The organism is Pseudomonas sp. MC6 (genome assembly GCF_054790575.1).
In genome coordinates this window covers 709,200-731,695 of the sequence record NZ_CP186504.1, presented here as the reverse complement: position 1 = coordinate 731,695, position 22,496 = coordinate 709,200, and the positions used below count along the sequence as shown (strand labels likewise).

The window sequence follows — 22,496 nt, the reverse complement described above, 5'->3', positions numbered from 1 at the left end:
GTCTGCAAACCCGCGCCTGACCGATCCATCAGGAAATACTGAAAAAGGACAGATTTTTCAGCCCATTGAAGGTTTTGGTACGCCTTATGCAAACGTTTGCGTAACGTCAATCCCAAGGTTTTCGTAACAAAACCGTACAAGCCCACGGAACACGGGCCTCGAATCCGCAAAAAAGGACTTTGAATGCACGCCGCCTCGCCTTTTCGCGCACCTTTTGCGCGCACGCTTGCTGTTTCCCTGCTACTGACCGGCGTTACCGGAGTTCTCAGCCACAGCGCTTTGGCGCAACCGCCGGCCAAGGAAGAATCCGCCCAGGGCGAAGCGCTCAGCCCGGAAGCCAGCCCGCCGAAAAAAGGTGCCTATCTGTCTGACTGGTACAACCAGGACTTGATGTTGATTGGCAGCAAAGACATCAGCTTCGGCCCGCAACCGGCCGATGACATCTATCTGGAATACGAGTACTTCGGCCGCAAAGGTCCGTTCGAACTGTACGGCTACATCGACATCCCGAAGATCTTCAATATCGGCAATAGCCACGACAAAGGCGTGTGGGATCACGGCTCACCGGTGTTCATGGAGCACGAACCGCGCATCTCCATCGATTACCTCGCCGGCCGCAGCCTGGCCATCGGCCCGTTCAAGGAATGGTATGTAGCGTTCGACTGGATCTACGACCACGGCAGCCGCAAAGAGAACCGCGCCAACACCCTCTACAGCGGTTTCGGCACCGACATCGATACGCACTCGCGGGTCAACCTTTCGGCCAACCTCTACGGTCGCTATCAGTGGGAAAACTACGGCGCCAGCAATGAATATTCCTGGGACGGCTACCGCGCGCAGCTCAAGTACATCGTGCCGATCGACAAATTCAGCAACGGTGCCTCACTGACCTACATCGGTTTCACCAACTTCGATTTCGGTTCGGACATCCACAAGGACAACCCCGCGCGTACGGCCAATGCGACGGTGGCGACCAACGTCCTGCTCTACTCGTTCACCCACTTGCGCTTCACCCTGGTCGGCCGTTATTTCCACAACGGCGGCAACTGGGAAGACGGCAGCGAGCTGAATTTTGGCGACGGCAATTTCCGTGCGCGTTCCAACGGCTGGGGTTACTACGCCGGCGTCGGTTATCAGTTCTGAATCAAGGAGTTTTCCATGCAAGCAATGATGCGTTTGACCCTGGCCGGCGCGGCCCTGCTCTCCTCTACCGCGTGGGCCGCCGAAGCACCGATTCAACCGAAAGTCATGCTGATCACCATGTTCGCCCCCGAGGCACAAAACTGGATTGATCGCCTGGAGTTGAAGCAGGAAATCCGCGTGCCGGGCCTGTCCGCCGAGTACCCGAGCATCCGCTGCAACGCGCAGCAGGTCTGCCTGTTGACCACCGGCATGGGTCAAACCAACGCCGCCGCTTCGACATTGGCGTTGGCGCTGTCGCCGAAATTCGACCTGCGCAAAAGTTACTTCCTGATCGCTGGCATTGCCGGGATCAGCCCGAAACACGGGACCATCGGCACCGCTGCGTGGGCGCATTATCTGGTGGAATTCGGCACGCAATGGGAGATCGATTCGCGCGATGCGCCATCGAGCTGGCCGACCGGGTATCTGGGCATCAACACCAAAGGGCCGAACGAAAAACCGCCGCTGGACTACAAGACCGAAGTCTTTGAACTCAACCCGAAACTGCAGGCCAAGGCCTTCGCCCTGAGCCATAAAGTCGAGCTGAGCGAGAGCAAGGAATCGGCGGCGTGGCGCCTGAAATATCCGTCGGCCCCGGCCAATCAACCACCGGTGGTGACGCGCTGCGACACGTTGGCCGGCAACACCTGGTTTTCCGGCACGCGCCTGAGCGAACGGGCCGAGGTCTGGACCAAACTGCTGACCGACAACAAGGGCGAATACTGCACGACACAGCAGGAAGACAACTCCACCTATGAGGCCCTGCTGCGTGCCAGTCGCGAAGGTCTGGTCGACGTGCAACGCCTCGCCGTGGTGCGCGCCGGCTCAGATTTCGACCGCCCGGAGCCGGGCGGCAGCGAAGTGGACAACCTGCTCAAGTACGCCGATCAGGGCGGTTTTGTGCCGGCGCTGGAGAACCTCTATCGCACGGGTAATCCGCTGGTGCAGGACATCCTGAAAAACTGGTCGGCGTGGGAAAACGGCGTCCCGCAATCCTGAGCCCGACACCCATCTAATGTAGGAGTGAGCCTGCTCGCGATAGCGGTGTGTCAGTTTAATCATGAGTGACTGATACACCGCTATCGCGAGCAGGCTCACTCCTACACGGGTTTGCGGTGGGTCAGGGAATTAGGATGACCTTGTCGCCGCTGCCCTGATTGACGTCGGCGTAGCGCGCCAAGCCTTCGGCCAACGGCGCCTCGACCAACCCTTGCGGCAACGGCAACAAGGCTTCATCAAAGAACCGCCCGAACTGCTCCAGCATCGCCGCACAGGCTGCAACGCCATACAGCAGCGAATTGATCCCGACCACCGAACCGCCCTTGCGATACAAGGCCAGCGCCGGTAATTGCACATGCCCATCCACCGGCGCGGCGATGATCGCGATCCGGCCGAAGGTGGCCAATGCCGCCACCGACGCCGGCAGCCAGAAACCAGTGGTGTCGAAGATCACATCGGCGCCTCCGCGATACACCGCGTTGACCTGTGCACCGAGGTCTTCCGGCTTATCCAACTGGATCGTCTGATAACCCTGAGCCTGCAAATCCGCCACCTGCTCCGGGCGCCGCGCCGCCGCCAGCAACTGCGCGCCACGCACTTTCGCCAGGGCCAATGCTGCGGTCGCTACCGCCCCACCGCCGATCACCAGCAAACGGGTTTCAGCCGTTACTAGACTGCGTTCCAAAGCATCCCACGCCGTCGTGTACGGCACGCCGAGGCTGGCGGCCTGGGTGAAACTCAGGTGCGAGGGTTTGTGTGCCACACCATTGGCCGGCAGTTTGACGAACTCGGCGTGCGAGCCATCGGCAAAAAAGCCCAGCTCACGGCCAGTGCCCCAGACTTCCTGACCGATCAACCCCTGCGGCCCTTCGACGACGACACCGGCGAAATCGCGGCCAGGAATCCGTGGCAGCGTGGTGTACGGAAAACGGCCGAGGACGTTTTTCACATCGCTGGGGTTGAGGCCAGCCGCCTTGATCTGCACCAGCACTTCGTCAGCGCCGGGCACCGGGGTCGGCACCTCGATATAGCGCAGGGCAGACAGGTCGCCGGTTTTATCGAATTGCAGTGCTTTCATGAGGACATCCACCGAAGGAAAAGAGGAAATTCAGGACAACCAACCCGCGACCAGTTGCCGGCCCATCGGCCACAACTGCTCACCGGCGAGCATGCCGAGCAAACCGACCAGGGCGATGGCCGGGGGCGCCGGAGAACGGAAATCCAGCGCGCCGTACAACAGGCCGACGCCCAGACCGATGGCCAGCGAAATCAGGTAGTTCATGGGAGTAACTCCGCCGCTTGAAGGGAATGGGCAGAGTTTAGGGAACCGGCGGGGATAGCATCGGCCAAGGACTTCTGAATTTCGGACAAGTATCGAATGCACACCACAGAACCCTGTGGGAGCGAGCCTGCTCGCGAAAGCGGTGTGTCAGTGAAGGATGAGTAAGCTGATCCACGGCACTCGCGAGCAGGCTCGCACACATTGGATCTGCGCTGGTTTGATTAATCCTGTTCCACTATGAATTGCGAGGGGGCGACACCCAATTCGCGACGAAACATGTCACTGAAACTGCTGGGCGAGTAGCCGAGCTCCCGGGCAATCACACTCACCGCCACGCCCTGAATCAGTTCCGCCACCGCCGTCGCCAGTTGCACCTGCCGCCGCCACTCGGCGAAGCCCATGCCGAGGCTGTCCTTGAACAACCGCGCCAGCGTGCGCACGCTGGCCCCGGCATTTTCCGCATGCTGCTCTAATGGAATCTCCAGCGACGGCGCCGCCATCACCGCCTGACACAGATTCATCAAGCGCCGGTCGGAGTCGTCCGGCATCGGGATCTTCAACTGCGAACGCCTTGCGCGTTTCAGCTCCAGCAACGCCAACCCGACCAGTGCCTCGTAATACGCCGGATCACCACTGTCGCCCTGCTCCACCAGCCCGACAATCAACTCGCGCAGCAACCCGCCGACCTCGATCACCTGCACCGTCTGATCCAGCGTCGCCGCCAGCGCCGGGCGCAGGTAGATATTGCGCATCTGCAAATCCGACACCACCCGAATCCCGTGCGGCACCCCCGGCGGCAACCACACCGCGCGCTGCGGCGGTACCACCAGCGCTTCGTGCGGCGTCTCGACCCACATCACCCCGCTCATCGCATACAGCAACTGTCCCCAGACATGCTCGTGCGGCTCGATAAACAGCCCACGCGGATACGTGCGTGCCAGCGGTTGCACGGGCACATCGGTATCGCTGAGATCGGGCGGTGCGGCAAGGGCCATGGCGAGCATTCATTGGGCTTGGTGGAAGCGCCATGGTAACCAGTGCGAAACGGCGTCGCCAAGGATAGATACCGTCGGACAATCCGAGTGAATTTTCCCGGTGCGCCGCGATCCCTCTATTACCACAGGGAGGAATACGGGCTTTATGAACAACGCAAAACTCTATGTCATCGACTACACCCTTCACGGCACGCCCAAGTCGTTCATTATCCGCTCGGACAAGATGGACAACGCCGAGGCGTGGCACTGGGCGAGCTGCGACGCCGGCGTCGGTCGCATCCCGCGCTTTGGCCGTGAGAAGGTGCAGAAGACCAGCAAGCCGATGGCAGAAAAATTCGGCGTGGAAAACGTCGTGTGGCGACCGACCAGCTAAGCTCAGCCTGGTGATCGGCATCATTCGGGGGAATGCACCATGAGCAACATCAACAGCCCGGCACATCTGGACTATGGCCTTGATACGTTGTTCGGGCGTATCACCAAAAGCGTGGATTGCCGCGTTGGGCTGGAGGCGGTCATAGATGATCCGTTTCGCTTCGCGTTGCGAGTGCCGGCACCGCTGCCGGAAGACCTTGATCAGGCGAAAACCGTGGTGGTCAGGGTTGAGGGGCGAAGGCTGCAGGGCACGGTGCGTCATACCGAACGGATGGACGATGAAAGTCTGAAACTGGAAGTGGAGCCTGATTAGGCTCCACTTTTTTATGCGTCGTTCGTCATCCGTGGGCGCATTTACAGCCCTTGGTTGAACATTCCGCACCGTTCTCATGATGATGGGCGCAAGCCTCGCAGCAAAAATGCTTGCCATGACGCACGACCGGATGCTCGCCGAGCTTGCAATTGCATTTAGGGCAGTCACAGGTTTTATCAGGCATGGGACAGACTCCTTGGGTGGTGGTTGTCTGGGGCTTGAAGGGCAAGCCGTAATACCCAGTGTAGGAGCTGCCGCAGGCGGCGATCTTTTGATTTTGTTGGGGATTGGGGATTGGGGATTGGGGGCATATCCGTTGCTGCGGGTGTTGCCACTGGCGGTTTCGCTCTTACAGCGACTCACTTTTCCAGACGCCGAAAAGTAAGCAAAAGGCTTTGCCCCTGGCGTACGGCACTTCGCTTAGGCTCAGTGTTCCCTCGCTACGGTGTCCATCCGGGGGCATCGCCTACGGTTTGCTTCGCTGCACCTCCTCTCGATGTGTGCGGCTGCGCCGCACGGCGCTGCGCGCCTAACCCCCGGGATGAACACCTCCGCTCGGCCTGCCGATGGGGCAAAAGATCAAAAGCCGAAGCAAGATCAAGAGCCAGATCAAGAGCCCCTCACCCTAGCCCTCTCCCAGAGGGAGAGGGGACTGATCGAGGTGTTTGGTAGAGGTACGCCGACGTGCAATACCGCGTTGAACTCAGGTTTTGAAACGCCCGAAAATCGGCTCCCTCTCCCTCGGGAGAGGGCTGGGGTGAGGGGCAAATCCACCACCAAACCCAAAGCCGACCACGCTGTGCTCTTCACCACTCAATAGGCCGAGTGTCAGCTCGCCTGCTCTTGATCTTGATCTGTAAGGCGACATCGGAAGGCTGAGTGGAGGGATTGATCCGGGCGTGGGAGCGCAGCGACCGTTTGGCGCAGCCAAACACAGCGGGAGTAGGTGCAGCGAAGCAAACCGGAGACGCTGCGCCCGGATCGATCCCGCAGCGAAGGAACCCCGAGCCCCAGCGAGCGGGCCGCACGTAGGAGCAAGCCTTTTTGGTTACTTTTTCGGCGTCTGGAAAAAGTGACCCGCCGTAAGGGCGGAACCCTAATCAGCAACACCCGCAGCAACGGATATGCACTCAACTCACCCAGCCTGACGCGAACTCCTGTACATAAACACCAAAGCCACCCCCAAACACACCATCGCCAAAATCCGCGAACCAGACAGCTCAATCGCCGGATTCCCCAACCAGCCAAAATTATCAATCAACATCCCCATCCCCAACTGCCCGACAATCACCGCCACCGTCGCCACAGCCGTCCCCACCACCGGCACCGCCCCGACCATCACCATCATGTACACCACGCCAAACAGCGCCCCGGTCAACTGCCACTTCGGCACATCCAACAAGCTCACCGCATGCGCCGGCTCAAAAAACAAAATCAACAACCCGGTCGAAACCGCACCGACAACGAATGTCAGCAGACTACTGCGCAACACCCCGACGCTCTCACCCAAACGCCCATTGATCGCCGCTTGTACACTCAACACCGCACCGGCCAACACCACCACCGCCAACAAAATAACCAGACTCATCACTCACCCCCGCGCAATCAAAACCAAAGCCACCACAATCAACCCCAACGCCAGCCACCGCTCGGCATTGACCTTCTTGCGCGTCGCCCCGAACCAGCCGAAATGGTCAATCAACACACTCTTGCCCACCTGACCCGACAGAATCGCGATCATGGTCATGGCAATGCCGATATGCGGTGTTGCAAGGGTCAACACCACCACATACATCGGCCCCAGAAACCCGCCAATCAACTGCCAGCGCGGCAGATCGGTCAGCGCCGGCCCCTTCTGCGGCCCCGCAAACAACAACAGCAAAAACAGAATCGCCGAGCCGACACCAAAGATGCTCAAGGTCGCCCACAGATGCCCGACCTGCACGCCCAACGGCCCGAGCAATCCCGCCTCCACCGACAAACCCATGCCCGCGAGAATCACCAGCGGCAGCAACAACAAGCGCAATCCGGATTTCGTCGCCGGCGCGCTAACGCTCACCTCATCCAACGTTTGCATAAACAACATTCCACTCAAGTAAACGATGGCGCGGATTATCGGCTGGCGAAGCTTTGCGATAAATGGGAGCATCCGGACAACACTTTTGCGCAATTCGCACAGCAGGACGCATCATGCACGGGCTCAACGAACTCGGATTCAAGGCACTCAGGCTATTTGTGGCCGTGCTCGATCACGGCAGTTTTTCCGAAGTCGCTCGCCGTGAGGGCGTGGCGCCCTCCTCTATCTCGCGGCAGATTCAATTGATGGAGCAGGCGCTGAACCAGCAATTGCTCTACCGCCACACTCGCGCAGTGACGCCCACCGAAGCCGGGCGCATGCTCGGTCACCACGCGCGGTTGGTACTGGTGCAACTGGAGGAAGCCGAACAGGCGTTGCAAGAACAGCAAAGCGAACCCACAGGCCTGGTGCGCATCAACGCCCCCGTGGTGTTCGGCCAGCGCCATCTGACGCCGTGGCTGGGCAAGTTATGTGCGCGTTATCCGAAGCTGCAACTGGATATCCAGCAGACTGACCGTTACGTCGACCCGCTTCAGGAGGGTGCGGATTTACTGTTCCGCATCGGCCCGCTGCACGACTCGAGCATGCAGGCGCGGATTCTGGCGCCGCATCGCTTTCAGGTCGCGGCCAGCCCGGCGTATCTCAAACTTCATGGCTCCCCGCAGAAACCTGAAGATCTCGCGCAACACCAGTGCCTGGCCTACAAAGGCGCGACCGGCCAGCAGCGCTGGTTTTTCCGCCGCGATGGTGAGGACTGGACGCCCTATTCGGTGAAAGGCCCGATCACCGGCAACCACGCCGACACCCTCACCCAGGCCTCTGAACAGGGTTTGGGGCTGGTGATGTTTCCGTCGTGGTTGATTGGTGAAGCGGTGCGCGATGGCACGCTGGTGCCGGTGCTGGGGGACTATCAGGTGTCGAACAGCCTGGAGCCGCAGCAGATTGCGGTGTTGTGGCCGGGGAGCCGGAGGTTGTCGGTGAAGGTGCGGACGGTGATTGATTTCTTTGTCGAATGCTTTGGTGAAGTGCCGTACTGGGATCGTCCCTGAAATCTGAAGATCAAGAGCCCCTCACCCTAGCCCTCTCCCGGGGGGAGAGGGGACTGACCGAGGTGTCTCGGGTCATCCATCGACCTGAAAGATTGAGTCGATTATGGATTCGGTAAAGCTGCTTCAGGTCGACGGAGTTCCACAGCATCCCCCAATCAGTCCCCTCTCCCTCCGGGAGAGGGCTAGGGTGAGGGGCTTTTCAGGCTGTCAGATCCGGAACTGGCCGACGAGTTTGCCAAGGCGCTGCCCCAGCTCCGCCAGACTGCGCGAAGTCTGCGCACCCAACTGCGTTTCATCGGCCACGCTGTCCACCGCCACCGCAATCTGATGCACGCTGCGGTTGATCTCTTCGGCCACCGCCGTCTGCTCTTCCGCCGCGCTGGCAATCTGCGCGTTCATCGAGTTGATCGTCGCAATCAACTCCGCCATCGCATCCAGCGAAGCCCCGGCCTGATTGGCTTGCTGTGAAGTGCCGTCACCGGCCTCGCTGGAACGCCGCATCGCTTCCACCGCTTGCTGCGTACCCGCCTGCAAACGATCGATCATCCCCTGAATTTCCTGAGTGCTGATCTGCGTGCGACTGGCCAATGCCCGCACCTCATCCGCCACCACGGCAAAGCCGCGTCCGGCCTCGCCAGCGCGCGCCGCTTCGATCGCCGCGTTCAGCGCCAGCAGGTTGGTCTGTTCGGCGATCGAACGAATCACCCCGAGCACGCCGACAATCGACGTCACGTCCTGCTGCAGGCTGTCGAGCGACACGCCGCTGCTGCGAATGTCATCGACCAACGCATGGATCTGCTTGATGCTGCCAGCCACCACACGCTTGGCGCTCTGGCCTTCTTCATCGGTCTGCTGAGCGGCGACGGCGGCGTTCTGTGCGCTCTTGGCGACTTCCTGCGCGGCGGCAGACATCTCGTTGATCGCCGTGGCGACCTGATCGGTCTCATGGCGCTGACGCTCCATCGCCTGATCGGAACGCTGGGCCTGATCGGATACCTGCGTCACCAGCCCGGTGAGTTGCGTGGTCATCTCGGTGATCTGTCGCACTAGGCCATGGATCTTGTCGACGAAGCGGTTGAACGAACCGGCCAGTTCACCCAGTTCATCCTGGCTGGTGATATTCAGTCGACGGGTCAGATCGCCCTCGCCTGCCGCGATGTCATCGAGGTTGGCTTTCATCAGGGTCAACGGACGCAAAATGGTATTGGCCAGCAGCATTCCCGCCACCGCGATCACCAACAGCACCACCACCGCCACGCCAACGATGCTCAGCACCACGCCTTGCATGCGTTCCTGCACCTGCGCTTCGACCAACGCGACTTGCGCTTCGATGCCGTCGAGGTTGACCGAGGTACCGACGGCCATGTCCCACTTCGCCAGGTATTCGGTGTAGCCGAGTTTCGGCACCAACACCTGCGCATTGCCCGGCAACGGCGAGCTGTATTGCAGATAATGCGTGCCGTCCTTCGCCACACTCACTAGGCCACGGTTGACGTAAACGCCGTTCGGGTCACGGTTGTCCTTGAAACTTTTGCCCACGCCTTCAGGGTCATTGGCCTTGAACAGGCGCACGGTCTCGGAGTCGTAGCCGAAGAAGTAGCCGTCCTTGCCATAGCGAATGCCCGACAGCAGTTTGATCGCCTGCGCCCGCGCATCAACGTCACCGGCAGCGGCGGCGTCGTACAACGGTTTGATCGTGGTCATGGCCACGGCGACATAACTTTGCAGGGTGGCTTTGGCATCGCCGAGCAGACGCTCGCGGGTCTGTTCGACCTCTTTGTGCGCCTGTTCCTGGAGGATGAACAGCGTGGTCAGGCTGATGACCAGCGCAAAGAGCAACACCGGAAGAACGGCGAGGGACAGGACTTTAGCCTTGAGGCTCAGGCGCATTGTGGGAGCTCACTCTTTTGGTTTTATTGGCGTGGTTAAAGGCTTTAACGGCACGCGCAAGCAAAAGTTGAGTCCGTGGTCACCCCATCCCCTGTAGGAGTGAGCCTGCTCGCGATAGCGGTGTATCTGTCAGTACATCTGCCAACTGATACACCGCTATCGCGAGCAGGCTCACTCCTACAGGGGAGACGTGGGGTTTAAAGAACCATCGCGGCCACCCAGCCGAACGCCAGCAAAGGCAGGTTGTAGTGCAGGAACGTCGGCACCACGGTGTCCCAGATGTGATGATGCTGACCGTCGATATTCAGGCCCGAGGTCGGGCCCAGCGTCGAATCCGAAGCCGGCGAACCGGCGTCACCCAATGCGCCAGCGGTGCCGACGATGCACACGATCGCAATCGGGCTGAAGCCCAGTTGCACGCACAGCGGCACGAAAATCGCCGCCAGAATCGGCACGGTGGAAAACGACGAACCGATGCCCATGGTCACCAGCAACCCGACCAGCAGCATCAATAGTGCACCGATGCCCTTGCTGTGATTGATCCACGACGCCGAGGATTCAACCAGCGTCTGCACCTCTCCGGTGGCCTTCATCACTTCAGCAAATCCGGACGCGGCGATCATGATGAAACCGATCATCGCCATCATCTTCATGCCCTCGGTGAAGAGGTCATCGGTCTCACGCCACTTGACGATGCCCGATGCCGAGAAGATCAGAAAACCGACCAGCGCCCCGATAATCATCGAGTCCAGCAGCAACTGCACAATGAACGCGGCGGCAATCGCCACACCGGCAATCATCAGACTCAGCGGGTTGTACTGCACCGCCACTTGCTCGACCTGCTCGATCTTCGCCAGGTCGTACACGCGCCGTTTGCGATAAGTGATGAACGCCATCGCCAGGCCGAAGACCATGCCCAGCGCCGGAATGCCCATGGCGTGGGTAACGTTGATGCCGCTGATGTCGACGCCGCTGCGCGCAACATTCGCCAGCAGAATTTCATTAAGGAAGATGTTACCGAAGCCCACCGGCAGGAACATGTACGGCGTGATCAGACCGAACGTCATCACGCAGGCGATCAAGCGGCGGTCGAGTTGCAGCTTGGTCAGTACATAAAGAAGCGGCGGCACCAGCAGCGGAATGAACGCAATGTGGATCGGCAGAATGTTCTGCGAGGCAATCGCCACCACCCACAACAGGCCGATCAGCAGCCATTTGACGCTGCCACCGCCGGTTGCGTGCTGACGGTCGACCATCGCCAACGCCTTGTCGGCCAGCGCATGGGCCAGGCCGGACTTGGCAATCGCCACAGCGAAAGCGCCGAGCAACGCGTAGGACAACGCCACCGTTGCGCCGCCGCCAAGGCCGCTGTTGAACGCCTTGAGCGTGGCCTCGATGCCCAGACCACCGGTCAGGCCGCCAACCAGCGCGCCAACGATCAAAGCGATCACCACATGCACGCGGGACAGGCTGAGCACCAGCATGACGCCGACTGCCGCTATGACTGCATTCATTTCACTTCCTCGAAAAACACTGCGGTGGAAAACCGACCGCCAGACAGAATGAGTCCGCCAAAGCTTAACCGGCGGATTTGCAAAGAGGGTCTTATTAGAAGGGCGCGCACTGTGAATGAAGCAGCGGCAAGCTGCAAGTCACAAGCGGCAAGCTTTTGCGTTTTTTCACTTGCAGCTTGCGGCTGGAAGCTCAAGAAAGCTGCTCTTGGGCCGTTACAGTGCAAAGTCTCAGATATTTATCGAATAAGGACGTCTCCATGTCGCTCAGACAACTTTCCATCCAATGGAAAATCACTTTGCTCGCCGGCCTCTGCCTGGCCGGTATCGTGACCCTGTTGGTCGGTCTTTCGCTGTATCGCATGGAGCACAGTTCTGCACTGGTGAAAGCTTCGAGCATGGAAATGCTCACCGAGTCGGCGCAAGCGCGCATCGAGTCGCAAGGTGAAGTGCAGGCTGCTGGCATTCGCCAGCAGTTCATGGACGCCTATCAATACGGCCACGGCTTCTCGCGGCAGGTGCTGTTCCTGCGCGAGCAGGCCGAGAAGCGTTTTCTTGATGCCTTCGACCTGCGCGAAGACATGACTCGCCAGGTCAAATCGGCGCTACAAGCCAACCCGGAGCTGCTCGGCCTGTCGCTGGTGTTCGAAGCCAACGCGCTGGACGGCAAGGATGAACTGTTCGCCGGTCAGGCTGAACTGGGCAGCAACGACAAGGGCCGTTTCGCCCTGTACTGGTCGCAACCAACGCCAGGCAAAGTCACCTCAATGGCCCTGCCGGAAAGCGACATGGCCGACACCAGCACCGGCCCCAGCGGTCAAGCCGCGAACGCCTGGTTCACCTGCCCGCGCGCTACGCTCAAACCGTGCGTGATCGAACCCTACTTCTATGTGATCGACGGCCAGAACGTGCTGATGACCAGCATCGTCTTCCCGCTGATGGTCAACGGTAAAGTCATCGCCTCGCTGTCGGTCGACATCAACCTCAACAGCCTGCAAGCGATCAGCCAGGGCGCGAGCAAAAAGCTCTATGACGGCCAGACCGCCGTGAGCATCATCAGCCCCGCCGGCCTGCTCGCCGGTTACAGCCCGGATGCCGGCAAACTCAGTCAGCGTCTGGATGCCGTCGACAAAATCAGCGGCGCCGAACTGCTGAGCAAACTTGCCTCCACCAGCAGCGTCAGCAGCCTGCACAGCAACGGCCAGTTGAAAGTGCTGTCACCGTTCCCGCCGATTCCCGGCGGCCCGGCGTGGGGCGTGTTGCTCGACGTACCGGAAAAGGTCCTGGTCAGCCGCGCCGAAGCGCTCAAGCAACAACTGGACGCGAGCAATAATTCCGGCACATTGATCGAACTGAGCCTTGGCGTGCTGGCGGCGTTGATCGGCTTGCTGCTGGTGTGGCTGATGGCGCGCAGCGTGACCAAACCGATCCTCGGCGTGGCACACATGCTCGAAGACATCGCCAGCGGCGAAGGCGACCTGACCCGCCGTCTGGCCTATGACAAAAAGGACGAACTCGGTCAGTTGGCCGGTTGGTTCAACAAGTTCCTCGACAAGTTGCAGCCGATCATCGCGGAAGTGAAACGCTCGGTGCAGGATGCGCGCAACACCGCCGATCAGTCCTCAGCGATTGCGACCCAGACCAGCGCCGGTATGGAACAGCAATACCGTCAGGTTGATCAGGTCGCCACTGCGTCCCACGAAATGAGCGCCACTGCGCAAGACGTCGCCCGCAGCGCTGCACAAGCTGCCGAAGCGGCCAAGGATGCTGATCGCGCTACCCGTCAGGGCCTGACGGTGATCGACCGCACTACCGCGAGCATCGACACCCTCGCCGCTGACATGAGCGCAGCGATGGTGCAGGTCGAAGGCCTTTCCGCCAACAGCGAGAAAATCGGCGCGGTGCTGGAAACAATCCGCGCCATCGCCGAGCAGACCAACCTGTTGGCGCTCAACGCCGCGATCGAAGCGGCCCGTGCCGGTGAGGCTGGCCGTGGTTTTGCCGTGGTCGCTGACGAGGTACGCAACCTCGCTCGCCGCACACAAGAATCCGTGGAAGAAACCCGTCAGGTCATCGAGCAGTTGCAGAGCGGTACACAGGATGTGGTCGGGGCGATGGGCAACAGCCATCGTCAGGCTCAGGGCAGTGTCGAACAGGTTGGCCAAGCCGTGACCGCGCTGCGCCAGATCGGCGATGCGGTGACGGTGATCAGCGACATGAACCTGCAGATTGCCAGTGCCGCTGAAGAGCAGAGTGCGGTGGCCGAGGAGATCAATAACAACGTGGCGACGATTCGTGACGTGACGGAGTCGTTGTCCGGGCAGGCGAATGAGTCGGCGCGGGTGAGTCAGTCGCTCAATAGCCTGGCGAATCAGCAGCAGAGTTTGATGGATCAGTTTCGGGTTTGATTTGAAGGTTGTGGGGTGTCAGCTGGATTACCCCCTCACCCCAGCCCTCTCCCCCAAGGGGGCGAGGGGGAACGGGAGCTGATCTTCATGTCATTCAAAACCTGAGTTCGACTCGATATTTTCAGGTCACGTTGATGCTTTCAAAAACCTGAGTTCGGCTCGGTGTTTAAGGTCGGTGTAACTCGAACATACACCTCGGTCAGTCCCCTCTCCCTCCGGGAGAGGGTTAGGGTGAGGGGCTTCTCAAAGACTCACCGCCGAGGCAACTCGATCACCACCTTCAACCCACCCCACTCACTCTCACCCAACACCAGCAACCCGCCCCAGGTCTCGACAATATCGCGGACAATCCCCAATCCCAGACCATGCCCGTGGGTCTGCTCATCCAGCCGCGTCCCCCGGCTGAACACCTGAGCGCGCTGCAATTCGGGAATCCCCGGGCCGTCATCTTCCACGCTCAGGGCAAAGCCATCCGTACGTTCGATCACACTCAAACGCACCTCGGCATCCGCCCACTTGCAGGCGTTGTCCAGCAGATTGCCGAGCAACTCGAGCAAATCCTCCCGATCCCACGGCAGTTGCAACCCCGCCGGCGCAACATAACTCAACGCCAAATGCTCGCCGTGAATCATGTTTAACGTCGCCAGCAGTCCGGGCAGCTCCGCATCGCAATCAAACAGTGCCCCCGGCAACGCATCACCGGACAGCCGTGCCCGGTTCAATTCACGATTGAGCCGCTGCTGCACCTGCTCCAGCTGTTCCTTGAGCACCTTGCGCAACTCGGGATGGGCATCGAGTTTTTCGCTGGAGGCCAGGCTCAACAACACCGCCAACGGCGTTTTCAACGCATGCCCTAGGTTGCCCAGGGCATTGCGTGAACGCTTGAGGCTGTCTTCGGTGTGCGCGAGCAAATGGTTGATCTGCGCCACCAGCGGTTCCAGCTCCACCGGCACCTGCTCATCGAGTTGTGAACGCTGGCCCTGCTGCAATTGCGCGATCTGCTCGCGAGCCTTCTCCAGCGGTTTCAAGGCGCGGCGCACGGTCAAGCGCTGCAAGAACAGAATCAGAAGCAACGCCGCCAGCCCCAAGCCCAGACCGATCTGGCGCATGCGCTGAAAACTCTCGCGTACCGGCGTGTAATCCTGCGCGACGCTGATCGAAATCGATTGGCCCAGGCGTCGATAATCTGAACGCAGCACCAGCAATTGCTGACCGTCCGGGCCCAGTTGCAGATTGCTGTGCAGACCGGGATGGTCGAGCAGCGGCAGATCCTGATCCCACAACGAGCGCGAACGCCAATGGCTGTCGGCAAAGTCGATCCGGAAATAATGCCCGGAAAACGGTCGCTGATAGGCCGGCGACAGATGCCGCTCATCCAGTTGCAGGCCTTGCGGGCCCCGCACCAATGCCACTAGCAGACTTTCGCTGTCGTTGCGCAGACCGGCTTCGAGATAACGCTGTAAACCCACTTCGAACAACCACAGGCTGGTTTGCGCGACCACCACACCGACGACCACCATTACGCTGATCAAACCCAGGCTCAAGCGGCGCTGGATCGACCTCACGAAGCTTTTCCGCCGAACAGGTAACCCTGACCGCGACGGGTTTCGATCACGCTTTTGCCGAGCTTGCGACGCAGGTGATTGACATGCACTTCGAGGACGTTGGAATCGCGCTCGGTTTCACCGTCGTAGAGGTGTTCGGCGAGGTGGCTTTTGGAAAGGATCTGTTCCGGGTGCAGCATGAAATAGCGCAGCAGGCGGAATTCGGCAGCGGTCAGTTGAATGTCGGCGCCGTCGCGCACCACGCATTGCCGACCCTCGTCCAGATGCAGACCGGCCGCCTGCAAGGTCGGCTGGTTGGCCTGGCCTTTGGAGCGGCGCAACAACGACTGAATGCGCAACTGCAGTTCTTCGGGGTGGAACGGTTTGGTCAGGTAATCGTCGGCACCGGCCTTCAGACCTTCGATGCGCTCGGCCCAGGAATCGCGCGCCGTGAGGATCAACACCGGTATCGCCAAACCACCGGCGCGCCACTGCGCCAGCACTTCAAGCCCCGGCACGCCTGGCAGGCCGAGGTCGAGAATGATCAGGTCATATGGCTCGCTGCTGCCCTGATACAGTGCATCACGACCGTCGGCCAGCCAATCCACCGCGTAACCTTGTCGCTGCAGGCTGGCGAGCAATTCGTCGGCCAACGGTACGTGGTCTTCCACCAATAGCAAACGCATCGATCAATCTTCCTTGTCTTTCACAAGTTCACCGGTATCGGCCTTCAAGTGCAGCTCACGGGCGACACCTTCGACGGTGAGCAACTCGACTTCATAAATGTAGACGTCGTGTTTTTCTTCCAGCTCGACTTCCAGCAGTTTGGCGCCGGGATAGCGATCCATCGCCTGCTGCAGCACTTGCTCCAGCGGCAGGATCACGCCCTGCTTGCGCAGATTCAGGGCTTCGTCCGGACCGAGGTCGCGGGCCATGGCCGTCGAGCAACACATCACCAGCGCCAACGCCGTGCGGCAGGTGGCGCGAACATTAACCTTCATTACGTATCCTGATGATCCTTGAGAACCTGCCCAGTCACCGCGTCTAATTCCAGATCCCACTCCAGCCCCTGCGGATCGCGCATTTCGATCTGGTAGATGTACTTGCCGTACTGCTCTTCCAGCTCAGTGTCGGTGATCGTCGAACCCGGGTGTTTGGCCAGCGCAGTGGCGTTGAGCTTCTCGAAGGAGACGATAGTACCAGCGTCACGCAGACGCAGGGCTTCGTCAGGGCCGAGATCGCGGGCGTGAACAGTGTTGGCAGTGAGGCCGATGATCGCGGCAATGGACAGGGCAGTCAGGGTTTTCATGGTGTCTCCGTATTTTTATGTGTTGCTTAACGGTGGGCACCTTAACGGGATGAACTTAACTGAAACTGAATTGCCATCATTGCTCCAGCTCAATACATATCCCCTTGTAGGAGTGAGCCTGCTCGCGATAGCGGTGTATCAGACAGATCATTATTCAATGACACACCGCTATCGCGAGCAGGCTCACTCCTACAAGGTTTTGTAACATGTGCTTATAATTGTTCGCTTGCTAACGATCGAGACCGGTATGACCGCCATCCACATCAAATTCCCCGCCCTCACCCTCAAGGCCGGCCCACGTGCCATGGCGCGTGTTCGTTCGCAAGGCCTGAACGCCGCCGATGTCGGTACCCTGCCCGGTGCCGCCGGTGGGCCGAAGGCGTTGGGCATTCAGGGGCTGGATCTGGCGTTGTTCGGCGAATGGCTGCCGAGCGCACCGCGTGAGCGTTCGCTGATCGGCGCCTCGGTCGGCTCTTGGCGTTTCGCCAGCGCTTGCCTGCCGGACGCCGCCGAAGGCATCCGCCGCCTCGGCCATCTGTATGCCGAGCAGAACTTCAACAAAGGCGTGACCATGGCCGAGATCAGTCAGAGCTCGCAGCGCATGCTCAATGACCTGCTCGACGGCCGCGACGCGAGCATCCTCGACAACGCGCATTACCGCTTGAACATCATGGTGGTGAAAAGTCAGGGACGTCTGGCCGATGACCATCGCGGTCGCCTCGGTCTGGCATTGGGCTCGGTGATCGCCGACAACTTGCGCGGCCGCGCGCGGCTGTCGCGACACTTCGAACGGCTGATCATCCACGACCCGCGCCTCGCCCCACCGGTGAATGCGCTGAACGACTTCCCGTCGCGCTTCGTCGCGCTGAATGCCGGTAATCTGCGCCAAGCGCTGCTGGCTTCGGGTTCGATCCCGATGGTCATGGAAGGCGTGCGCGATCTGCCCGGCGCCGGTGCCGGCACTTTCCGCGACGGCGGCCTGCTCGACTATCACCTCGACCTGCCCTACAGCGGTGACGGCATCGTCCTCTATCCGCACTTCACTGATCGGGTGATTCCCGGCTGGTTCGACAAGACCCTGCCGTGGCGCAAGGCCTCGGTGGAGCGCCTGCAGGACGTACTGTTGCTCGCACCCTCGAAGGAATATCTGGCGCGCCTGCCCTACGGCAAACTGCCCGACCGCAACGACTTCAAACGCTTTATGGGCGATGCGCCGAGCCGGCAGAAATACTGGCACGCGGCAATGGACGAAAGCCGCCGCCTCGGTGACGAATTCCTTGAACTGACTGCCAATGGTCGCCTCGCCGAGCGCTTGCTGACCCTTTAGTCAGCACGGCCAAAGACAAGCTGGTAAACTCGCCGCCTGCCCGAATCGCTGCGGCGAACGCCATCTGAACAGAGCCGAAAATACTGTGGAAATCTTCAAGGAATTTACTTTCGAATCCGCCCACCGCCTGCCGCACGTCCCGGACGGCCACAAGTGCGGGCGTCTGCACGGTCACTCGTTCAAAGTGGCGCTTCACCTCAGCGGCGACCTCGATCCGCACACTGGCTGGATTCGCGATTTCTCCGAGATAAAAGCAATCTTCAAGCCGCTGTACGAGCGTCTCGATCACAACTACCTGAACGACATTCCCGGTCTGGAAAACCCGACCAGTGAAGTGCTGGCCAAATTCATCTGGAATGAAATGAAGCCGTTGCTGCCGGAACTGAGCGCGATCCGTATTCACGAGACCTGCACCAGCGGTTGCATTTATCGCGGTGAGTAACCTGACGTAGATCTCCCTCGTAGGAGCTGCCGAAGGCTCGGGCCTTCGGCAGCTCCTACAGGGGGATTGGTGTTTTGTCTGGGAAATAGAGAACAGCCTTCGCGGCTGTTTTTTTACGCCTATGCTTTTTGGCTCCCACCCGCCAAGAGGACAGGCCCATGACGAACTGGCTGCTGGATCAGGTCTTTGACTTCAACGGCCGACAGGTGCGCTACGCCGTACACGGCGACGGCCCGCCGCTGGTGTTCGTGCATGGCACGCCGTTTTCGTCGTACGTGTGGCATCGGATTGCACCGCACTTTTTCACGACTCATCGCGTGTATTACTTCGATCTGCTCGGCTACGGGCGCTCCGAACAACCCGACGCCGACGTCTCCCTCGGTGTGCAAAATCAACTCTTGGCGCAGTTGCTCGACCACTGGAATCTGCAACGCCCGGATGTCGTGGCTCACGACTTCGGCGGCGCCACGGTGCTGCGCGCACATCTGCTCGACGGCAAGGATTACCGCAGCCTGACCCTTATTGATCCGGTCGCACTGACGCCATGGGGTTCGCCGTTCGTGCAACATGTCCGCCAGCATGAAGCAGCCTTCAGTGGCCTGCCCGATTACATCCAGCGCGCCATCGTACCGACCTATATTCGCGGGGCGATCCACCGAGAGATTGCCGATCACGAACTGGCACCCTACGTGCAACCGTGGTTCGGTGATCCGGGGCAGGCGGCGTTCTATCGGCAGATCGCGCAGATGGACGAACGCTACACGCTGGAAGCGCAACCGCTGTACCCGACGATCCGCTGCCCGGTGCAGATTCTCTGGGGTGAAGACGATCAGTGGATTCCCATCGAGCGTGGCCGCGCATTGCACCAAATGATCCCCGGCGCGCAATTCCACGCCATCGTCAACGCCGGCCACCTCGTGCAGGAAGACGCCCCCGAAGCCATCGTTGCCGCCCTGCTGCGCTTCCTCTGAGCCAACACCTATCCACCTGTAAGAGCTGCCGAAGGCTGCGATCTTTTGATTTTGCTTTTTAAAACAAGATCAAAAGATCGCAGCCTTCGGCAGCTCCTACATTGGGGCTCCGGTGTATTCAGGTGCACTGTTTTCGTGCCGAACGACGCGGCTCGTCTATACATAACCCGCGCCACCCGGCATTTGGCACGACCACTGCAACCCTCCCCCGCGTCTCCTCTCTTCCAGCAAGGACCGCCCCATGACGCAGAACGATCCCGGCAACGATTACCCCCTCAGCGAAGTGCCGATGCATGCACGTAAAGGCCTCGCCTCCACGGCGATGGTGTTACTGGGCTTCACGTTTTTCACCGCGACCATGTTCGCCGGCGGCAAGCTCGGTGTGGCGTTCAGTTTCGGCGAGATGATGGCGGTGATCGTCGTCGGCAACCTGCTGCTCGGCCTGTATGCAGCGGGCCTGGGTTATATCGCCTTCAAAAGCGGCCTCAACTCAGTGCTGATGGGCCGTTTCTGCTTCGGCGAAGTCGGCAGCAAGCTCAGCGACCTGATTCTCGGTTTCACCCAGATCGGCTGGTACGCCTGGGGCACGGCGACGGCTGCCGTCGTGATCGGTAAATATTTCGATCTCGACGAAGGCACGGTGCTCGGCTTGATGGTGCTGTTCGGCCTGATGTTCTGCGCCACCGCTTACGTCGGTTATCGCGGGCTGGAAATCCTTTCGTACATCGCCGTGCCAGCGATGATGTTGTTGCTCATGCTGTCGATGTGGGTGGCGACGGTGAAAGTTGGCGGTTTCGAGGGTTTGCTCAGCGTCGTACCAAGCGGTTCGCTGGACTGGTCGACGGCGATTACTCTGGTGTTCGGTACCTTCGTCAGCGGCGCAACGCAAGCGACCAACTGGACACGTTTCTCGCGTTCGGCGCGGGTCGCGGTGCTGGCCAGCCTGATCGGTTTTTTCATCGGCAACGGCCTGATGGTGCTGATCGGCGCGTACGGCGCGATCGTCTATCAGCAACCGGACGTGGTTGAAGTGCTGCTGTTGCAAGGTTTCGCCATGGCCGCGATGGCCATGCTGTTGCTGAACATCTGGAGCACCCAGGACAACACCATCTACAACTTCGCTGTCGCTGGTTGCAACCTGCTGCGCACCGGCCGACGCAAAACCGTGACCCTCGCCGGTGCAGTGATCGGCACCCTGCTCGCCCTGCTCGGTATGTACGACATGCTGGTGCCCTATCTGATTCTGCTCGGCACGGTGATCCCGCCGATTGGCGGGGTGATCATGGCGGACTTTTTCTACCGCTGGCGCGGGCACTATCCGCGTCTGGCCGACGCACGGTTGCCGGCGTTCAACTGGCCGGGGCTCGGGGCTTACGCGGTCGGCACCGTCGCCGCGTTCAGCTCGCCGTGGGTCGCGCCGCTGGTAGGCATCGCTGCTGCCGCGCTAACGTATGTCATCGTTACCGGCGTGCTCGGCGCTCGCAGCGCGACCGCGCCACTACAAGACCTATAAAAAAGGATTCGCCTGATGCACATCATCAACGCCCGTTTGCGCAACCAGGAAGGTTTGCACGAATTGCACCTTGAAGACGGTCTGATCCGCAGCATCGCCCGCCAGACCGAAGCGCCCACTCTCGGCCCGGACGACCTCGACGCCGGCGGCAATCTGGTGGTGCCGCCCTTCGTCGAACCGCACATTCATCTCGACGCCACTCTCACCGCCGGCGAGCCGCGCTGGAACATGAGCGGCACGCTGTTCGAAGGCATCGAATGCTGGGGCGAGCGCAAGGTCACCATCACCGAAGAAGACACCAAGACCCGCGCGAAGAAAACCATTCAGACCCTAGCCGCCCACGGCATCCAGCACGTGCGCACCCACGTCGATGTCACTGACCCGCAACTCACCGCGCTCAAAGCCATGCTCGAAGTGCGCGAGGAAAGCCGCCACCTCATCGATCTGCAAATCGTCGCGTTTCCGCAGGAGGGCATCGAGTCGTTCCGCAACGGTCGCGAGTTGATGGAAGAGGCGATTCGCATGGGCGCGGACGTGGTCGGCGGCATTCCGCATTTCGAGTACACCCGTGATCAGGGCGTCAGTTCGGTGAAGTTCCTGATGGACCTGGCCGAGCGCACCGGTTGCCTGGTCGACGTGCATTGCGACGAAACCGACGACCCGCATTCGCGCTTCCTCGAAGTGCTCGCCGAAGAAGCACGCAGCCGCGACATGGGCGCCCTCGTCACCGCCAGCCACACCACGGCGATGGGCTCTTACGACAACGCCTACTGCGCGAAACTGTTCCGCCTGCTCGGGCATTCCGGGATCAGTTTTGTCTCCTGCCCGACCGAAAGCATTCACCTGCAAGGACGCTTCGACAACTTCCCGAAACGCCGTGGCGTCACTCGTGTTAATGAGTTGCTCGAAGCGGGGATGAACGTGTGTTTCGGCCAGGATTCCATCGTCGATCCGTGGTATCCGCTGGGTAACGGCAACATCCTGCGCGTACTTGAGGCAGGACTGCATATCTGCCACATGCTCGGTTACCGCAACCTGCAAAGTGCGCTGGATCTGGTCACCGACAACAGCGCCAAAGCCATGCACCTGGGTGAGCGTTATGGCCTGGAACAGGGCCGCCCGGCGAATCTGTTGATTCTGTCGGCGGACAGCGATTACGAGGTGATCCGCAGTCAGGGCTTGCCGTTGTATTCGATTCGCGGCGGCAAGGTGTTGATGAAGCGGCAGATGCCGGTGGTGGAGTTCGTCTGAGGTCCCGACATCGGCGTCCCTGGGGCGCCGACTGGCACTCTTCAATAAAGAACACTTGATC

At 60.3% G+C, this 22,496-nt stretch carries 22 protein-coding genes and 3 pseudogenes; 12 read left to right on the top strand and 13 right to left on the bottom strand.

The features are described 5' to 3' along the window. Positions 1 to 183 precede the first annotated feature (183 nt). Together ACOYXE_RS03435 and ACOYXE_RS03430 are read left to right on the top strand one after the other, a co-directional pair. A complete protein-coding gene (locus ACOYXE_RS03435) occupies positions 184 to 1,143 on the top strand; it encodes a nucleoside-specific channel-forming protein Tsx (RefSeq protein ID WP_460927721.1) in 960 nt (319 codons plus the stop codon). Between the two features lie 15 nt (positions 1,144 to 1,158). After that, positions 1,159 to 2,181 (top strand): purine-nucleoside phosphorylase, encoded by a 1,023-nt coding sequence (locus ACOYXE_RS03430; protein ID WP_460927719.1) that lies wholly within the window; start codon positions 1,159 to 1,161, stop codon positions 2,179 to 2,181. Positions 2,182 to 2,302: 121 nt separating this feature from the next. On the opposite strand, the gene ACOYXE_RS03425 is transcribed toward ACOYXE_RS03430, so the two are convergent. The 3 genes from ACOYXE_RS03425 to ACOYXE_RS03415 form a co-directional block, all read right to left on the bottom strand. Next, positions 2,303 to 3,259 (bottom strand): quinone oxidoreductase family protein, encoded by a 957-nt coding sequence (locus ACOYXE_RS03425; protein WP_460927717.1) that lies wholly within the window; start codon positions 3,257 to 3,259, stop codon positions 2,303 to 2,305. A 30-nt stretch (positions 3,260 to 3,289) separates the two neighbouring features. After that, complete coding sequence (locus ACOYXE_RS03420) at positions 3,290 to 3,463, bottom strand: DUF1427 family protein (RefSeq protein ID WP_007969534.1); 174 nt, start codon at positions 3,461 to 3,463, stop codon at positions 3,290 to 3,292. A gap of 221 nt (positions 3,464 to 3,684) precedes the next feature. After that, positions 3,685 to 4,467, bottom strand: a complete 783-nt coding sequence (locus tag ACOYXE_RS03415) for an AraC family transcriptional regulator (RefSeq protein WP_405123250.1) — start codon at positions 4,465 to 4,467, stop codon at positions 3,685 to 3,687. A gap of 136 nt (positions 4,468 to 4,603) precedes the next feature. On the opposite strand from ACOYXE_RS03415, the gene ACOYXE_RS03410 reads away from it, so the two are divergent. Together ACOYXE_RS03410 and ACOYXE_RS03405 are read left to right on the top strand one after the other, a co-directional pair. Beyond that, positions 4,604 to 4,831, top strand: a complete 228-nt coding sequence (locus tag ACOYXE_RS03410) for a DUF6555 family protein (protein WP_034154602.1) — start codon at positions 4,604 to 4,606, stop codon at positions 4,829 to 4,831. A gap of 39 nt (positions 4,832 to 4,870) precedes the next feature. After that, the gene (locus ACOYXE_RS03405; RefSeq protein WP_460927714.1) at positions 4,871 to 5,143 is read left to right on the top strand and encodes a hypothetical protein; all 273 of its coding nucleotides are present in this window, start codon (positions 4,871 to 4,873) and stop codon (positions 5,141 to 5,143) included. A 25-nt stretch (positions 5,144 to 5,168) separates the two neighbouring features. Here the strand turns inward: ACOYXE_RS03405 and ACOYXE_RS03400 are convergent, their stop codons facing one another. The 3 genes from ACOYXE_RS03400 to ACOYXE_RS03390 form a co-directional block, all read right to left on the bottom strand. Further along, the gene (locus ACOYXE_RS03400) at positions 5,169 to 5,327 is read right to left on the bottom strand and encodes a metallothionein (protein WP_160058743.1); all 159 of its coding nucleotides are present in this window, start codon (positions 5,325 to 5,327) and stop codon (positions 5,169 to 5,171) included. A gap of 951 nt (positions 5,328 to 6,278) precedes the next feature. Then, positions 6,279 to 6,731: a DMT family transporter gene (locus tag ACOYXE_RS03395; RefSeq protein WP_095114263.1), complete on the bottom strand. Its 453-nt coding sequence runs from the start codon at positions 6,729 to 6,731 to the stop codon at positions 6,279 to 6,281. 3 nt (positions 6,732 to 6,734) lie between these two features. Beyond that, entirely contained in the window at positions 6,735 to 7,220 is a 486-nt protein-coding gene (locus ACOYXE_RS03390) for a DMT family transporter (RefSeq protein ID WP_016987941.1), read from the bottom strand. Between the two features lie 113 nt (positions 7,221 to 7,333). Between ACOYXE_RS03390 and ACOYXE_RS03385 the strand changes: the two genes are divergently transcribed. After that, the gene (locus ACOYXE_RS03385; RefSeq protein ID WP_405123249.1) at positions 7,334 to 8,269 is read left to right on the top strand and encodes a LysR family transcriptional regulator; all 936 of its coding nucleotides are present in this window, start codon (positions 7,334 to 7,336) and stop codon (positions 8,267 to 8,269) included. A 207-nt stretch (positions 8,270 to 8,476) separates the two neighbouring features. On the opposite strand, the pseudogene ACOYXE_RS03380 reads toward ACOYXE_RS03385, so the two are convergent. The 3 genes and pseudogenes from ACOYXE_RS03380 to ACOYXE_RS03370 form a co-directional block, all read right to left on the bottom strand. Next, a pseudogene (locus ACOYXE_RS03380) lies at positions 8,477 to 9,070 on the bottom strand (methyl-accepting chemotaxis protein); the annotation flags it as partial. Positions 9,071 to 9,382: 312 nt separating this feature from the next. Further along, positions 9,383 to 10,159, bottom strand: a pseudogene (locus tag ACOYXE_RS03375) (cache domain-containing protein); the annotation flags it as partial. A 197-nt stretch (positions 10,160 to 10,356) separates the two neighbouring features. Beyond that, positions 10,357 to 11,673 carry a Na+/H+ antiporter family protein gene (locus tag ACOYXE_RS03370; protein WP_160058746.1) on the bottom strand — a complete coding sequence of 439 codons (1,317 nt, stop codon included), beginning with the start codon at positions 11,671 to 11,673 and terminating at the stop codon, positions 10,357 to 10,359. Between the two features lie 257 nt (positions 11,674 to 11,930). Between ACOYXE_RS03370 and ACOYXE_RS03365 the strand changes: the two are divergent. Continuing rightward, positions 11,931 to 13,172 (top strand): annotated as a pseudogene (locus ACOYXE_RS03365) (cache domain-containing protein); the annotation flags it as partial. Positions 13,173 to 13,322: 150 nt separating this feature from the next. Further along, complete coding sequence (locus tag ACOYXE_RS03360; RefSeq protein WP_405124201.1) at positions 13,323 to 14,078, top strand: methyl-accepting chemotaxis protein; 756 nt, start codon at positions 13,323 to 13,325, stop codon at positions 14,076 to 14,078. A gap of 251 nt (positions 14,079 to 14,329) precedes the next feature. Here ACOYXE_RS03360 and ACOYXE_RS03355 read toward each other — a convergent pair whose 3' ends face one another. From ACOYXE_RS03355 to ACOYXE_RS03340, 4 genes are read right to left on the bottom strand one after another with little or no spacing between them, the layout of a single operon-like run. Further along, the gene (locus ACOYXE_RS03355) at positions 14,330 to 15,643 is read right to left on the bottom strand and encodes a sensor histidine kinase (protein ID WP_460927711.1); all 1,314 of its coding nucleotides are present in this window, start codon (positions 15,641 to 15,643) and stop codon (positions 14,330 to 14,332) included. Next, positions 15,640 to 16,308, bottom strand: coding sequence for a response regulator transcription factor (locus tag ACOYXE_RS03350; RefSeq protein ID WP_160058750.1), 669 nt, complete (start codon positions 16,306 to 16,308; stop codon positions 15,640 to 15,642). Before ACOYXE_RS03350 ends, ACOYXE_RS03355 begins: the two co-directional genes overlap by 4 nt. A 3-nt stretch (positions 16,309 to 16,311) precedes the next feature. After that, the gene (locus ACOYXE_RS03345) at positions 16,312 to 16,623 is read right to left on the bottom strand and encodes a PepSY domain-containing protein (protein ID WP_160058751.1); all 312 of its coding nucleotides are present in this window, start codon (positions 16,621 to 16,623) and stop codon (positions 16,312 to 16,314) included. Next, positions 16,623 to 16,931, bottom strand: coding sequence for a PepSY domain-containing protein (locus ACOYXE_RS03340; protein ID WP_160058752.1), 309 nt, complete (start codon positions 16,929 to 16,931; stop codon positions 16,623 to 16,625). Before ACOYXE_RS03340 ends, ACOYXE_RS03345 begins: the two co-directional genes overlap by 1 nt. 247 nt (positions 16,932 to 17,178) lie before the next feature. Here ACOYXE_RS03340 and ACOYXE_RS03335 point away from each other — a divergent pair, with 247 nt between their 5' ends. From ACOYXE_RS03335 to codA, 5 genes are all read left to right on the top strand, one after another. Continuing rightward, positions 17,179 to 18,258: a patatin-like phospholipase family protein gene (locus ACOYXE_RS03335; RefSeq protein WP_460927707.1), complete on the top strand. Its 1,080-nt coding sequence runs from the start codon at positions 17,179 to 17,181 to the stop codon at positions 18,256 to 18,258. Between the two features lie 85 nt (positions 18,259 to 18,343). Beyond that, on the top strand, positions 18,344 to 18,700 hold the full coding sequence (gene queD, locus ACOYXE_RS03330) for a 6-carboxytetrahydropterin synthase QueD (RefSeq protein WP_007915588.1): 357 nt from the start codon (positions 18,344 to 18,346) through the stop codon (positions 18,698 to 18,700). Positions 18,701 to 18,858: 158 nt separating this feature from the next. Continuing rightward, on the top strand, positions 18,859 to 19,671 hold the full coding sequence (locus ACOYXE_RS03325) for an alpha/beta fold hydrolase (RefSeq protein ID WP_405123248.1): 813 nt from the start codon (positions 18,859 to 18,861) through the stop codon (positions 19,669 to 19,671). A 241-nt stretch (positions 19,672 to 19,912) separates the two neighbouring features. Then, on the top strand, positions 19,913 to 21,184 hold the full coding sequence (codB, locus tag ACOYXE_RS03320; RefSeq protein WP_160058754.1) for a cytosine permease: 1,272 nt from the start codon (positions 19,913 to 19,915) through the stop codon (positions 21,182 to 21,184). 15 nt (positions 21,185 to 21,199) lie between these two features. Further along, entirely contained in the window at positions 21,200 to 22,435 is a 1,236-nt protein-coding gene (gene codA / locus ACOYXE_RS03315; RefSeq protein ID WP_460927704.1) for a cytosine deaminase, read from the top strand. The last annotated feature ends 61 nt before the right edge of the window (positions 22,436 to 22,496 follow it).